This window comes from Haloquadratum walsbyi C23 (assembly GCF_000237865.1).
Lineage (GTDB): Archaea > Halobacteriota > Halobacteria > Halobacteriales > Haloferacaceae > Haloquadratum > Haloquadratum walsbyi.
On sequence record NC_017459.1, the window covers coordinates 1,179,482 to 1,194,877 of the forward strand.

A 15,396-nucleotide genomic window follows, 5' to 3' on the forward strand; every position below is an offset into this window, starting at 1 on the left:
ACGACAATTAGAAGTAGTAATGATATTGATATTATATTGATATATCGATGCCTGAGGTAACTGTTGGGACGGTACTCGTTTTTCTGATTATCATTGTTGCGCTCGTCTTATTTGTCACTGAGCCCGTCCCAATTGATGTCACAGCACTTGGCATTATGGTAACGCTCATGATGTTGGGACCATGGACGGGTATCTCCCCACGTGATGGTGTTTCTGGATTCGCGAATCCGGCGACAATGACAATTCTCGCAATGATGATTCTAAGCGAGGGTGTCCGGCGCACAGGCGTGATTCAGCGACTAGAAGAGATAGTTACATCCTACACCGGCGAGAGTAGCCACAAACAACTCGGCGCAACAATCGGTATTGTTGGTCCGCTTTCGGGGATCATTAATAACACAGCAGCCGTTGCAATCTTACTCCCGATGGTGAGTGATCTCGCCCATGAGAACGGGACTTCTCCATCGAAGTTGTTACTCCCGCTTTCGTATGCCTCAATGGCTGGCGGAATGTTGACACTCATTGGAACATCAACGAACCTGCTCGCCAGCACTATTGCGAGTCGACTGGCGACAGACTACCCATCTCTGCACGCGTTCTCGATGTTTGAATTTACGCAACTTGGGTTGCTTGTGTTTCTCGTCGGGGCGGCATACCTGCTGACTATCGGATATTGGCTTACACCATCGCACGTAACACCACGAAGTGAATTCGAAACAACTCACAGAGAGGAGTTCTTGACTGAGATCACCATCGGTAATACATCCCCGCTTGTTGGAATGACAATTCAAGAGGCACTTCAGCAGATTGAGTTTGAGGGAAATGTTACCCAACTTATTCGTCGAGACGATTATTATCGTGAACCTCGATTGTCAATGATAATACAAAGTGACGATGCTTTTATGATCCGCCTCACCGAGAATGCGCTGCGCACGCTATATGATGTCGAAGGAATTGAGTTTGTTCCGGAAGTAACACCTCAGGGTGATCTTGACGCACTTGCCCCCGGACAAACGCTCGTTGAGATTGTTATCACTGCTGGCTCTGATCTGGTCAGCGAAACAATTGAGACATCAGGATTTCAGGATCAATACCAGGCGGGTGTCCTCGCAATTCGCCGTGGTGGGAAAACCACTCATGAACGCCTTACAGAACACCGGATCCAACCTGGAGATATGCTTCTTGTCGAGTCTGATTCGAATACTATTGACCGCCTTGCAGACGATCCAAATGTGGTCGTGGCTGGTGAAATTGACCTCCAACAGTTTCGCTCATCGAAGCTCCCGCTTGCGGTTGGCGTTGTACTCTCGGTCGTTGCACTGGCAGCAGTTGGCATTCTCCCGATCATGGTTGCTGCGCTCGGCGGTGTTATTATAATGTTTGTTACTGATATTATCAAGCCAGCAGAAGCATACGATGCCGTGCAATGGGATGTCATCTTTCTTTTATCAGGCGTCATTCCGCTCGGTAGAGCGCTATCTGAGACAGGTGGTGCAGATCTGCTTGGAACACTTATCGTCTCAACAGCTGATTTTTTACCCATAATCGCGGTTCTTGGGCTATTCTATTTACTAACTGCTGCGATGACAAATCTCATTAGTAATCAAGCTAGCGTCGTATTATTCATTCCTATCGCCGCCGACACCGCCGCCCGATTAAACGCAAACGCATTCGCGTTCATTCTTGCAGTCACATTCGCTGCGAGCACAGCTTTCATGTCACCGGTCGGATATCAGACCAACCTCTTTGTCTATGGTCCTGGCGGCTATGAGTTCAGTGACTACGCTCGCGTTGGTGGACCGCTGCAAGTAATCTTAGCTATCGTGACGACCCTTGGAATCGCGATGTTTTGGGGGCTATGAACTACTCTCCTCGCATCCTCAGGACTTCCTATCATTCGGTGGGGACAGACCCAGAACTTGCTTCTTTCAGGACATGGTCTGTCAGGGTCGCGCATATTGCATATGGATTTAATTACCGACAGAATATAGATAAATCGTATACACTCGGAGAGAATACTTCCGTTGCTAATCGGTAAAAAAAGAGCGTATCACATCTCAATTACCACAGTGTCAACTCGTGATCAATCGTGACGAGTGACTTCAAATCTTAGAATTAAACATAAACCAATGTCAAAAACAAAACGTATCATCATCGCCGGCGGCGGGCGTATCGGACTACGAACTGCACAGGAACTCGCCGACCGTGGATATGAAATTGTATTGATCGAAAAAGAGGAGGCTCGCTCAGAAGAGGTAGCAGATGAATATGTTGCGATGGTCTTACAGGGGGATGCAACAGCGCCGTCAATTCTCGAACAGGCAGATCTTGAGCGGGCTGATGCCATTGCTGCGTTGACCGACGAACCTGGAAGCAATCTTGCAATCTGTATGACAGCAAAGCAGATCGCCCCGAATATTCGGACACTCGCTCGAACCGGGACAGGGACTGAGGATGAGTACGACGAGATTGCTGACGCAACGATTCTCCCGCAAAAGCTCAGTGCGGGCACTGCCGCTGATATCCTCTCAGGTGATGAGGTGCGAACAATTATTGGGACCCATCATGACCTCGAAATATTAGAAATTAAAGTGGCTGAAGATGCCCCAGTTGCCAGTAGTGCGCTCGAAGAAATTAGCCTTCCAAAAGGGAGTCTCATTATCTCGGGTCAAAATCGAACACGAATCGCACGCGCCGATACAACATTAGAACCTGGTGAGTACTATATTGTCGGCGTTGAACCGGATGTACTCGATGAGGTACTGAAGTTGTTCCGTGGCTGAGTGAGAACGCTGTTATATCCCTAATGAGGTCACCTGCAGGGATATTATCTATCTGATATCCGAATCATCCCACTCAGGAAGATCCATCAGCGGACTCAGTTGGCATTGGAACTGTCAAGACCGGCGCATCTGAAACCCGGACGACATTCTCGGTGACACTACCAAGGAAATACCGATCCAAACCTGTGCGACCATGTGTCCCCATGACAATAGAGTCAATGTCATTTTCATCGACATAGTCAAGAATGACCTGATGGGGTGTTCCTTGCGCCACTAAACCCTCGATTGTGCGCACACTGGCTGCCTCTGCTTGTTGGATTACCTCATCGATTGCATTCTTTCCAGTCTCTTCGAGAGCATCAAGGGTTCCGGGAACCGAGGAGCCAGTTGGACCACTTGCCTCAATGACATATATTGTGTGAAGCGCGGCGTCATAGACCGTCGCAAGATCAATCGCGTGCTCAACGGCGCCTCGCGTTCCCTCAGTTCCGTCCGTTGGAATCAGTATCTTGTCGTACATATCAACCTTTTATTCACGGAGGGAGAAAATTATGCTGTCGGGTGGTGATATCATGACCAGAGTAGCGCTCGTGACATCCCTCTCATAAAGAAGCCCTCAATCAGTAGCAGTATTTAATATATCTCCATCCATGGCATGTCCACATGAGTCAAGACCAAGCAAGTGAAGTGGCTGATCAACTATCAGTCCCGGAGGCAATGATTAAGAAAGCATGTGATGATCCAGCGTTACCTGAACTCGGTATTATTGAACAAGTCTGGAATACCGACTCAATTCCATCGTCGGAGACAGCAGAAGCCGCCGCAAAGGCTGTGGATTCACTTCCGCTTGAAACTGTTCCTGCCGGTGGTGAAATTGCGCTTGGTGTTGGGAGCCGGGGAATCGCGAATCTTGCATCATTGGTTAGCGGTGTTGTGACACATCTACAGGACAGAGGGTATGAGCCATTCATTTTTCCAGCGATGGGGAGCCACGGCGGTGCAACCGATGATGGTCAACGGAAAAAACTCGCCGAACTCGACATTACTGAGGCGACCATTGGCTGTGAGATCCGTTCCAGTATGAACGTTGTCGAAGTCGGTCAGACGGCTGATCGTGAAATTCCGGTCGTTGCCGATGCAAACGCTGCCAGTGCGGACGCCATCATCCCAATTAATCGAGTCAAACCTCATACTGACTTTGATGGCACAGTCGAGAGTGGGCTGTCAAAAATGCTTGTGATTGGGATGGGCAAGCAGCGTGGAGCTCAAATCGCACATCAATGGGCTGTTGATTGGTCACTCAGGAATATGATTCCTGAAATCACTGAGCAATTGCTCGCGAAACTTCCTGTTGTCGGTGGTATTGCTATCGTCGAAGATCAACACGACGATACAATGCTTGTCGAGGGGGTCCCTCCATCCGACTTTCTCGATCGGGAAGCTGAATTACTTGAAATTGCGTATGATGTGATGCCAAAGCTTCCATTCAATGATCTTGATGTCGTCGTTCTCGACAAGCAAGGCAAGGAGATCAGTGGTCAGGGACTCGATACGAATGTTATTGGACGACGACCCTTTGCAATCAATGAACCCGAGCCTGACCAGCCGGATATCAAACGCATATACGTACGTGGACTCACGCAAAAGACCCATGGAAATGCAATGGGGATGGGGTCCGCCGACATTGTTCATGAGAATGTCCCAGCAGATCTCGAGGCAACAACGACACTGATCAACGCCCTCACCGCGAGCACAATCCGTGGCGTGAAGCTCCCGCCGGTCGTTGAAACAGACCGTGCGGGAATTATTGCTGCACTCTCAACGATTGGTGTTGTCGACCCTGATACCGTTCGCATGCTTCGAGCTACCGATACGATGCATCTTCATCGACTCTACGCTTCACCAGCACTGATCGCTGAGGCACGCGATCGTACTGACCTTCGGGTAGTTGAGGAAGCATCACCAATTATGTTCGATGATGGTCAATTCACTGCTCCATCCCTCAGACACTGATATTTGCCTGAGTGCTTTTTCACTGCTCAGATACCACTCAGTGAGCATTATTCATCACTTCGACTGTATCAATTGATTATACGCTCTACCGGAATCACCACACTATCTTGACATCCCCCGCCTGCAAACGGGAGAACCCAACGGTACCGCACCGCTGGATTGGGATATGAAGATTTGTACTCTCTCATAGTGATTAGTTCGAATAGTTTTACCGACGGTGTCGAATGACGCGGGTTCAGCGGCTCACATCACCGACACGCATAATCACGGCGGTAAAAACTTGCACTTATCACTATCAGTTGTGCCTGCGGTTGGAATCCGCTGGACAAGTCATGAAGATAGATTCCGGGCTGTTCCAACCAGCCAGTGCTCCTATTCTCAACCAAACTGGACGAAGACTCAGTTATGCGACACCGAATGGATAACAATATCAAATCAATACAGAGACCATTCGACATGCTGACGTTGTGTGACTCATCGAACAATCATCAATGGGGGTTTTCTCTATGATCGATAAATAACTATCATCACCATCAGGTTGGTAATCGCTCGTTCGAATCAGTATAGTGACAGTTATTATTATAGGCGACCTAGTAAGATTGTATGCCCGAAGAAGTTCTCTTCAAATCAGAGACCAATCAGAGCCGAGACGAAATCGCAGCGTACCTCCGTAGTGTTGCAACAAATCTTGAGAATGCAGAGCCGATCACACTCACATTCAAGAGTGAGTCTGTAACAATGGAGCCACCTGCGCGCCCGACGTTTGAGGTCAAAGCCGAGCGTGAAGGACCAACGGATGGTTCCGGTGAATTGAGCATCGAGCTCGAAATCGAATGGGATGAAAGCAGCAGTGAGAATGCCAGCGAGAGCACTCAGTTGGAAATCGAATAATCAGTCCACTGGCAGCTTGCATGAATTGCTTCTGATAATCACTGTCGAAAACAGCAATCGCAAGCGGGCAATCACTGCTTCGGAGGTCACGAGACTGCTGATAAGATATAAGATATATTCTGATTGCTGCGAAAACGAATAGTGTCAAGTGTTGAGTGCCGAGCAGCAACTACAACTTCACAAACGAATCGAAGGGGAAGGTCAGTCTCCGTGTTCTGTCGAGTCTGCAACGGTCATAACAGGAACCGGTGCCGAGCGAACAACCTTTTCGGCGACACTGCCGAGCAGGATACGATCTGTGCCACGTCTTCCGGTTGTCCCCATTCCAACAGCGTGTATATTGTTCGATTCAATATAATCGAGGATTTCACGTACCGGTGTTCCCTGTGTCACATGACGAACTGTATCTATGACACCACGCGTCTCTGCCTCCGAGATGGCAGTCTCGACAGCGTCGCTTGCAGCTTGTTTCGTGTCTCTCCCGGAAGTTGTAGATCGAACATGCGGACTGAGTCCAGCAGTATCAGCGACAGAAATGACATGCACGGTCGCATCGAGTGACGCCGCGGCTGAAAAAACATGTTTGGCTGCATGCATCGCAGCAGTGCTCCCGTCCGTTGGAACAAGAATATTCTCATATGGAAAAATAATGGGTTCATCAGACTGCACTCGGATTGTGAGAACGGGAATCGAAGATAGTCGGACGACCTTCTCGGAAACACTTCCAATGAGATATCGTGAGAGTCCTTCCCGAGCATGAGTCGGCATCATGATGAGATCCTGATCATATCGTTTGGCGTACTCAACGATTGTCGCCGCTGGATTACCTTGGACGACATCAGTATCATATGTGACGCCAAGTGTGTTCAGTGTCTGTGCAGCGTCGCTAACAACGGTTTCACCTTTTTGTTCGAGCATATCGATGGTGTCACCCTCGACAACTGTGACACTGTCGCGAGTTGTATCGGCGACATAAAGCAGTTGAATAGTTGCATCAAACCAGTGAGCGACCTCGCTGGCATGATGAAGCATTTCACCCGCACCCTCACTACCGTCGTATGGAAGCAGAATACGCTCGTACATGTCTAGTGATGTCAGCTTCGGTTACCGACCTCTAATCATTTTCTACCAATTCCCATACATGATATTCACGCAAAAATCATCCACTGGTCTCACAGAAAGATATTCGTGTACACTCAGTATGTATGGTATGCACCAACTCCAACTTTTCCCTATCTCAAACTAGTATCACCGAAGCAGGCACTCTACTATCACGGTAGCTCAGCAATAGCAAATGACTCGAAGATAGGGTGTCATTATTGCGCAGTAATTTTTATTCGGTCATTCCGGTGGTATTCGGATTGACAGTTATCCGGACTTTCTGAATACGTGTGTTCTCTAATTGTTCGGTCCGTAGCGTCACATTCTCATAGTCAAACTCTTCGCCCTGTTCAACGAGACGACCCGCGAGATTAAAAATAAAGCCCGCAATCGTCTCAAATTCTTCACCTTCAGGGAGATCAATATCGAGGATTTCATTTACTTCATGGATATTAACTTCACCCCGGAGTAACACTTCATTATCGTTGACGAACTCAATTGGATGCTCCTCATCATCCATCAAAATTTCACCAACGATTTCCTCAGTGACGTCTTCCATCGTAATGAGTCCCTCTGTGGTACCGAATTCATCGATGACAATAACCATACGCATCCGATCTTCTCGCATCTCTGAGAGCAATTCATCGACATTTTTTGACTCTGGGACGTGCAGTGTTGTGTTGAGTACTTCTGCTACTGTGATATCGTCGAAGGCGCTATCGGTGTCGTCAAGTTCGCGAATATCGAAGATACCAACTATATTATCGAGTGATTCCTCATAAACTGGTAGGCGAGCATGACCCGACTGAATGCACTCCTCGATAGCTTTTTCAACGGTCAGCTGCCCGGAGATCGCCGACATGTCGAGACGAGGAGTCATTATCTCTTTCGCAGTAGCATCGGTGAATCGTAAGGTGCGGTCGAGTATCTGACGTTCTTCCTCCTCGAGGATACCCTCGCGCTCGCCCATCTTGATCATGTTCCGAATATCATCGCGGCTGACGTACGATGATTCGATTGCTGAACCGCCAGGTGTGATTTTGTTAATGAGTCTCGTCAAGTAATAGAATAACGTGATAAGTGGCCACAGTATTTTCCCGACAATTTTCAAGAGCGGAGCAACAGTCCGTGCCCATGAGTCGGTGTTATCAACCGCATACGATTTTGGTGCGCTCTCACCGAATAGTAGAACTATCGATGTGATACCTAATGATGAGACAATGACGGCTATCCCGGCATCGAGATAAAAACCGACAATAGTTGTCGAAATAGAAGACATTGTGATATTGACGAGATTATTCCCAACAAGAATTGTCACAAGCAGACGATGTGGATCACTCTTGAGTGACTTAATCGCCTGTGCCCCGCGCTTTCCCTCCTCAATCATCGCGTCAATCTGATAAGGTGAGAGTGAAAACATGGCAATCTCCGATGATGAAAAAAATCCTGACCCCATAATAAGTAGGAGGATCATGCTCACACCAAGTGCGGTAAATTCTGCCTGTCCCAGTTCAAACCCGACGATTGGAACAGCATCCAGTGTTATACCGGTCTCAAAGATTGCTGTGAGTACGAAAATTATCATCGATATCAATCATTACCAGTGCACAGAACTAATGCTTGTGTACTCAGCTTTCAGTTTTCAGCTTTCAGTTTTCAGTGTCACTGTCGACTTCGCTGTTGGTATCAATATCAGTACACATGCCTCCCACAATCCGACTAAGTGATCTGTCGAGATCGGCAAACACAGTGTAATTATTCATGGACTTTGTCATTCTCTGATATATATCGGGAATCACGTACAGATAATATCATGATATCGATTACTCACCCTAATCATACCAATATCTACGATATGTCCTTTCAGATATCTCGACGTATTATTTGACACGGTATATTTTATCACTACATATGTTGTCATAGTGTATGGTAAATATAGAAACAATTAATCAAGAGGCAAATGCGATTAATGCTGAATCAGGCGAACTCGGCGATAAAAAGAGACAACATATTGAGAATGTGACAGATGAAATTGAACATACCATCGACTCACTGTCCGTACTCTGGTCTCATCTTGGATTGTCAGACCGGGAAGCGGAGGTTGCTGCTTACAGAGAGCTTGGATTCACAAACAGATCGATTGGATATATGATTGGCATTTCAACAAACACAGTCAATGAATACACGCGTCGTGCAAAAGAAAAATATCGCACTGCACAGGCGTTAGTCACACGTGAGGAGGATTCTCAGGCATTATCGAAAAACTGGATTTGTCCAAAACCAACCTGTGGGCATGAGACAAAGCGCGCGTATGCGGACTCAAGATACAACCCAGAGGCTGAGATCAGTAAATGGCGATGTCAGAAGTGTCACACGGAATATCAGCGAAAAATCAGGTGGTGAAATAGACGATTTTGAAGTACTTACTCGGCGATGACTCTGATACAACAGTTGTCACATCTGTTGACAGGACTTTGAAATAGAGAGTACATTTATTGATATTTGATATATCATTAGCATATAAAAATCGCTTGAAGACTTCAACAGTATTACTCAGATTTTATCAAGTGCATCATCAAGTGAGAACTGCTCAGTGCTCGTCTCACCTTCAGTACGATTTGGAGATCCATCAGGTTCAAACTGCGTGATCAGTTCGACTCGGTCATCAGTGACTTCTTGTGTGTCTTTGACAACCGTACAATCGCACTTTGGTCTATCATCGGGTCCACGAGGAAACTCAAATGGAGTCTCGATATTGATAATTTTGTCATTTTTTGCCTCAATAATCACAGCCACGATTTCTTGATATCCCCATCCATCGGGAGTCCGCCATGGAGTTCCGTCGGCTCGAGTGCGCTCAATATGTGGCATATCATCAGATGAAACAACGGCATCATAATCAATTCGAATCGTTGCTGGCTCAGTGTTGTCTTGATCTGTCATACCCCAAAATATGTCATAGTGAAATATAGCACATTCGGACTGCACTCCTAATCACTCGACACAATTGTGAAGAATCCACCATCGGCGCGTCTCTCGCGTTAGTAGGTCTAAAATCTGCCTGTGTCCGTGTCTATGTCTGTAGCTTTGACTTTGACTTTGATTTTCAGAACTGAGATCTTCCACAATAACCCTTGGAAATCTGATCTCTGTTTCTCCCTGAGATCACACTCAGCTGAGTCGCGTTGAGTTGAAACGCCCGTGTGCGAGTTGCGTGTTATATCATCCCATTCCGTTTCGAATATTCATAACGAAGCTCATAGTACTCACAACTGAGAGACAGACGGCAGCCAATGACGACAATGTAGACACAGACCACAGTATCGCCCTGGGCAGGACTGTCGATTTTAGGATTCGGGGACTCAGACCCTGATGAATGGACTCTCCTGACTTTAATTGTAGTAAATATCCCTCACCCGCCGCGTCCGTAGTTGTTTCGCATGTCGGTCAGCACCTCACGTGCATGTCCTGATGGGTCCGCCATCGCCGGATCGTAGACCGAGATAACTTCACTCTCTGCGAGTGTGAACGTCCGGCGGTCGATATATCCGCTCGTCGTATCAAGCCCAAACGCCGCAGCAATGTCACCATCGGGATCCGCCAGGAGATCGAATATAATGTCCTCCTCCTCGGCGAACTCAGCATGGCTATTGACGGTATCCATCGAAACTCCATACACATCAATTCCGACTTCCCGAAATTCCGGTAACACACTCTGAAAGTCGTTTGCTTCGATCGTACATCCACCAGTAAAATCCTTTGGATAAAAATACATGACGGCGGGTGTATTGAATTCGACAGTTACCGATTCGCTGTGTTGGTTTGTTGCTGTGATTGTCGGTGCTGGGTCTCCAGATGTAAGCATACGCGTTCGTCAGTCTCAGTTCATATACCGATTGCGATTGTCGGTAATGCCACCTATTCACCTTCTTCTGACACCTGCTCAATCACCCAATTACGTTACATTACATTACATTACATTGATAATGGCGTCGTCTGGAATCTGATGAGGACACTCACTCGACAGTGTGACATCAATTCAGATGATACGGGAATAAGCGCATGTATACTTTCAGACAGGGCGAAAATCAACAACTAACTACGAGAGAAAACTCACTTCGGGGCAGGCGTAGAAGTCTGTGATCCAATCGGGGTACCGATAATAGAAATGTCTGCCATCCACTCGTCTACGCCCCAATCAAGTCTGATTGTGACTGTATCGTTCCTTCCAATGACTCTTATATTTTGAGTGACATTACGTTCGGAATCAGAATCAAGTGTCGCAGTCACCGTCTGTGAACCAGAGGTAAAGTTTCCGCTGAGACTCGCTCCAAATGTGCCACGTCCATCGCCGGTGTTCGTCAGTGTGAAGCTGACGGTTACCTCACGTTGTGTTCCCGCACGCAGTTCCCTCGGTGACACCGAAAGTTCGGATACCTCGAATACCGGAGGAGTATTCAATCGGGTGAGCATAGTCTTTGATAATGACTGTCGCTTTTTTTGATCATAGAGAATGTATCCGGAATCGAACGTCTCGGTTTTACTCACAGCAAACGCGATATCTATGGTCTCATTCCGCCAGCGAACAGGTTGAGATTCAGCCAGCGGAACTGACTCGCCATCTATGTTTACTCTCAGCTGATTCTGAATCGTGTCTCGTGAGAGCGCTGAGTTCACAGAAAGGGTGAGATACTGTTTGTCCTTTCGCCGATGAACATGTGGATGAACACCTGCGAGTGCATAGACAATGTAATCTGTAACGGAGAGTGAAACAATGTTTACAGGCTCATTACCATCGCTCGTTTGAGATGTAATTGGCTGTGTTTCGGGAGAACGAGTTGCTGAATCCGCTGGTGACCCACTATTATCTGAAAGACATCCTGACACTCCTACAGCCATGATGACAGATGTCTTCAGGAATTGACGACGTCGACATGCATGTTCGTTTGGGGGCATGAGTTGATCTTTCGACACTGAATAATAAGGAATATTAATAGTATATTCTGGTTCGTTTCTCACGATGAAATTGAAGCCGGGGTCGAATCAAGATCCAACATTCTCGAGATTTCCTCGTCCGTCACTCGAAGAGCACATTTTCTGACATATGAGGGTGTTAAGATATGAGCATTGGGAATCGACCTGTTATCAGTCGTTGGGACTGTGGGTATCGGTATTCGAAACGGAACGCGCACACGAACGTTCCAGTTCAACTGAGTGTCGCTTCGAATATAAACATCGATCAGAATGCCACCGACTGTTATGGTCGTGTGGTTTAATTCTCAGATATCAGCTTCGTCCAACGGCTCAAGCTGTGGGCTTTCGCCCCGCTACCGCTGTAATCTTGGGTATTGACCCCAATAGCGAGAAGAAATCCCACTCTCTCGGGGATGGGAGGATGTCAATTTGCTTTGAGATTATGAATAACTTCGAGCCAATCGACAATTTCGGCAGTTGGCTCAATCGCATCAACGATTGCCTCAGTTGGTTTGTATGCCATTGGGGCTTCATCAAGCACCGATTCGACAACCGATTCAGAGTAGATCCCATCCATTGCATCCGCAAATGCTTCGAGTGATCCCTCGTTGTGTGCTTGTCGCCGACTCATTATTCGACCAGCACCATGTGGTGCTGTTTGATGAAATCTCTCGACGCCCTGACCACGTGCCAGGATTGATCCCTCAGCCATATTGAATGGAATGATGAGTTCTTGGTCCTCACGAGCAGGGGTAGCACCTTTTCGAATCATCAGATCACGGAAGTCAATGTAATTATGAATTGATTGAAACTGACGGTCTGGGTCAATCTGAAGCGTCTCACAAATAGCTTTGCTCATCAACTGTCGATTCCAGCGAGCATATTGCTGAGCAAATAACATGTCGATATAATATCCATGTGCTTCACGACCATCGAGCCAATCAAGATCGTTCGATTGGTCATCGATCTCCGAGTGCGGTCGACTAAGGATATTAAACACCTCGGTAATCTCTTTGCCATCAAAGTCGCGTCTGATTGATTCCTTACGAAGATGTGATTCTCCCATCCCGCCGGTGACCCAGGTATATAATTCACCGTTGCTGACTGTTTCGGGGTCAAATTTCAGATATTCATGATACTTTGATGGCAGGATATCTCTGATATCATCGGCTTGCCGGTATTGTGTGGCGTGCTGTTGCCAGTACTCAGCAATAGATTTACCAAGATATCGTGACCCACTGTGAACAACTAGCCAATAGTCACCAGAGTCACGCGCTTTCGCGAACTCGATAAAATGATTCCCACCGCCAAGTGTTCCAGCACTTCGAATCACATGACCCATTCCCTGGCGCTGATTGGCAAGAACGCGCTGACAAAGCGATTTAAAATACTCACTATCATAGCCGTCAAAATCAAATCCAAGGGGATTGATATGTTGTCCGAACTCATCTTTGTATGCTTGCTCAAACCGTCTGAACACGCTATTCGCTTGCTCGAATGGAAACTCATCGATAAGATGTATAGCGTCGGCATCATTATGCACATCATACCCCATCGGTATCACATCACGAACGCGCTGCTCACGCTCTGACCCCGAAAGCGGTAATGTCGACCCAAGCTTCGTTGCCACCATTCCACACCCGACGTCCACACCAACAATATTGGGGACAACGCGGTCGGGAAGTGGCATGGTAAATCCAATTGGTGCACCTGACCCAACGTGTGTATCGGGCATAATCCGAACTGGTTCGGTGAATGCAGGATGATCAATCAACTGTTGAATTTGTTCGATACAATTAGATTCAATGAGTCCCTCATCATCAATGAGGATAGTGGCAGTCGTATACTCGCCTGTTAATTCAATCGTCATAGTGGATACACAATCTTAAACTGATATCTATAATTACTCACCCATGTGTAAATGGGTGGGTTTTCGTATTATCTCCGTTGGGTTCTAGTGACCTACATTTATTTGTGAGCGTGGGTCGTGGTAATCTCTGACCACTGCCACTGTATCACGATATCGACAATGACTCATTCAGACGCTCCCAGACAACAGTCTCATACTTGATGTTACCCAATTCACTCTGGTGAGTCTGTGATACTGGATATCAGCATATATCTATGAGGATTTATTATAATACTAATATTTGGGTGCGGAAAGTCGAGGTGAAAGCCTCGCGTTTCAGCGCCGAGAGGATATCAAGCTGGCAATGTGTACGTATCTACGGTTTGGTCGTTGATGCTATATCGAATCTCTAAATCGCCGTTTCTGATTGCCTGCAGTTGAGCACTCGATAGATCACTCACTGCAATAATCTCCCACGAGATTTCAGACTCATCGTCGGCTGATACCATCACATCACGATCTTCGGTCGCAACTACCTCGCCATCGATTACTAACTCGGCGGTCACCGTGTTGTCAACATCGTTATCTGTTGGGTTTGTGATTTTCGCATCTGCATAGAGTGTGCCCTGCATGGCTGAAGCAGAGCCATCGACCTCGAGTTGTGGGTCATTGTTGATAAGATCCGGTATGACTAAGCCTCCTGTGGCGACCAACGCAATTACAACAATTCCAGCAGCCACATATCTTATCGGCAGCGTCATACCGCCCGCACTCGGCGTCTGTTTCCCTCCAATATATGTTCCCCCAAGACCAGTCAGTCCGGTCGGGAGTGCCACCGTGATGATTGGAATAAGATACTCCCCAATCGGCAAACCCCGAGATGAGTCGCCTTCCATCGTTGTTTGTGTGGCAGTATCAGCGACTGCACTTCCTCCACCACCCTCAATCATTGCCACACTCATTGCGAGGATGACAACGATAATCATAGCAAAATATCCAGCAGTCGAACCGAGGAAGCTCACAAGATATGATGTAGTTGTCGCTCCATTTTCAGACCCAACCCGAAGTCCAGCGATTAGTCCGATTACAGGTCCAAGTAAAAAAACAATAGTAAGTACAACAAGAGTGAGGATCCCACCCAGGATTGCACTTCCTGATCCTAACTGAGTGATTGTTATCCCAGCAGTAGCACCAATTCCAATCCCGGCGAGTATGAAGATCCCAATCACTTGAGCAAGCATGCTAACTGAAATGCCTGAGTTTACTTCGCTCGTCTCCGTTGGAACCTCGGTCGTGCTTTCTGGTGTATTCCCGGCTGACATATGTCATATAATAAAAATAAATATGAATGTAAAATAGTTCCCCCATCATTGCATTATTGAGTTCAAACATAGGGGTGAACCGCTTCGGGGTCATATTCAAGCTCAAGGCAATCTCATAGATCGCTTATAATATGATCTATCTGTGAATTTTGAGTCTGTGAGAAAGTTATTTATTTGATGTCGCTGAATCGTCAAGAGATGATAGAGCGAGTCTCCAAGCGATTAAATGATTTCGTGAGCACAGATGCTAAGGTCACATTTCTTTTTGTCATACTTGGTCTTGCATCATGGCTTGGTGCACAGTTGATAACCGACAGTCGACAAATTCAATTAATCGTGCTCTTCACAGTTGGAATCATCATTCCGACACTGATTAACGAATTGCGAGAGTAGATCGTGTCAGGATCTGAGATTCAGATTCTACTCTGCTTTCTCTGTCAAAAATTCAGTATACAAATGCTCA

14 protein-coding genes are annotated in these 15,396 nt (G+C 46.9%); 6 read left to right on the top strand and 8 right to left on the bottom strand.

The window, feature by feature from the left end; all coding sequences use genetic code 11:
- The first annotated feature begins 47 nt into the window (after positions 1-47).
- Both HQRW_RS05190 and HQRW_RS05195 read left to right on the top strand, forming a co-directional pair.
- Positions 48-1,862, top strand: coding sequence for an SLC13 family permease (locus HQRW_RS05190; protein WP_014555746.1), 1,815 nt, complete (start codon positions 48-50; stop codon positions 1,860-1,862).
- A gap of 267 nt (positions 1,863-2,129) precedes the next feature.
- Positions 2,130-2,783, top strand: a complete 654-nt coding sequence (locus tag HQRW_RS05195) for a potassium channel family protein (RefSeq protein WP_014555747.1) — start codon at positions 2,130-2,132, stop codon at positions 2,781-2,783.
- A gap of 73 nt (positions 2,784-2,856) precedes the next feature.
- On the opposite strand, the gene HQRW_RS05200 is transcribed toward HQRW_RS05195, so the two are convergent.
- Positions 2,857-3,303 carry a universal stress protein gene (locus HQRW_RS05200; RefSeq protein ID WP_014555748.1) on the bottom strand — a complete coding sequence of 149 codons (447 nt, stop codon included), beginning with the start codon at positions 3,301-3,303 and terminating at the stop codon, positions 2,857-2,859.
- A gap of 143 nt (positions 3,304-3,446) precedes the next feature.
- Here HQRW_RS05200 and HQRW_RS05205 point away from each other — a divergent pair, with 143 nt between their 5' ends.
- Positions 3,447-4,796, top strand: a complete 1,350-nt coding sequence (locus HQRW_RS05205) for a nickel pincer cofactor-dependent isomerase, group 22 (RefSeq protein ID WP_014555749.1) — start codon at positions 3,447-3,449, stop codon at positions 4,794-4,796.
- A gap of 603 nt (positions 4,797-5,399) precedes the next feature.
- Positions 5,400-5,687 carry an amphi-Trp domain-containing protein gene (locus HQRW_RS05210; RefSeq protein ID WP_014555750.1) on the top strand — a complete coding sequence of 96 codons (288 nt, stop codon included), beginning with the start codon at positions 5,400-5,402 and terminating at the stop codon, positions 5,685-5,687.
- A 201-nt stretch (positions 5,688-5,888) separates the two neighbouring features.
- On the opposite strand, the gene HQRW_RS05215 is transcribed toward HQRW_RS05210, so the two are convergent.
- Together HQRW_RS05215 and HQRW_RS05220 are read right to left on the bottom strand one after the other, a co-directional pair.
- Complete coding sequence (locus HQRW_RS05215; RefSeq protein WP_014555751.1) at positions 5,889-6,770, bottom strand: universal stress protein; 882 nt, start codon at positions 6,768-6,770, stop codon at positions 5,889-5,891.
- 250 nt (positions 6,771-7,020) lie between these two features.
- On the bottom strand, positions 7,021-8,373 hold the full coding sequence (locus HQRW_RS05220) for a hemolysin family protein (RefSeq protein ID WP_014555752.1): 1,353 nt from the start codon (positions 8,371-8,373) through the stop codon (positions 7,021-7,023).
- A 341-nt stretch (positions 8,374-8,714) separates the two neighbouring features.
- Here HQRW_RS05220 and HQRW_RS05225 point away from each other — a divergent pair, with 341 nt between their 5' ends.
- A complete protein-coding gene (locus HQRW_RS05225) occupies positions 8,715-9,191 on the top strand; it encodes a helix-turn-helix transcriptional regulator (protein ID WP_014555753.1) in 477 nt (158 codons plus the stop codon).
- A 150-nt stretch (positions 9,192-9,341) separates the two neighbouring features.
- Here the strand turns inward: HQRW_RS05225 and HQRW_RS05230 are convergent, their stop codons facing one another.
- The 5 genes from HQRW_RS05230 to HQRW_RS05250 all read right to left on the bottom strand — a co-directional run bounded on the left by HQRW_RS05230 (position 9,342) and on the right by HQRW_RS05250 (position 14,933).
- Positions 9,342-9,731 (bottom strand): hypothetical protein, encoded by a 390-nt coding sequence (locus HQRW_RS05230; protein WP_014555754.1) that lies wholly within the window; start codon positions 9,729-9,731, stop codon positions 9,342-9,344.
- A gap of 469 nt (positions 9,732-10,200) precedes the next feature.
- On the bottom strand, positions 10,201-10,653 hold the full coding sequence (locus HQRW_RS05235; protein WP_014555755.1) for a peroxiredoxin: 453 nt from the start codon (positions 10,651-10,653) through the stop codon (positions 10,201-10,203).
- Positions 10,654-10,901: 248 nt separating this feature from the next.
- Positions 10,902-11,762, bottom strand: coding sequence for a hypothetical protein (locus HQRW_RS05240; RefSeq protein ID WP_149031519.1), 861 nt, complete (start codon positions 11,760-11,762; stop codon positions 10,902-10,904).
- A gap of 424 nt (positions 11,763-12,186) precedes the next feature.
- Positions 12,187-13,632, bottom strand: coding sequence for an RNA-splicing ligase RtcB (locus tag HQRW_RS05245; RefSeq protein ID WP_014555757.1), 1,446 nt, complete (start codon positions 13,630-13,632; stop codon positions 12,187-12,189).
- A gap of 332 nt (positions 13,633-13,964) precedes the next feature.
- Positions 13,965-14,933: a hypothetical protein gene (locus tag HQRW_RS05250; RefSeq protein WP_014555758.1), complete on the bottom strand. Its 969-nt coding sequence runs from the start codon at positions 14,931-14,933 to the stop codon at positions 13,965-13,967.
- 198 nt (positions 14,934-15,131) lie between these two features.
- Here HQRW_RS05250 and HQRW_RS05255 point away from each other — a divergent pair, with 198 nt between their 5' ends.
- The gene (locus HQRW_RS05255) at positions 15,132-15,326 is read left to right on the top strand and encodes a hypothetical protein (RefSeq protein ID WP_014555759.1); all 195 of its coding nucleotides are present in this window, start codon (positions 15,132-15,134) and stop codon (positions 15,324-15,326) included.
- The last annotated feature ends 70 nt before the right edge of the window (positions 15,327-15,396 follow it).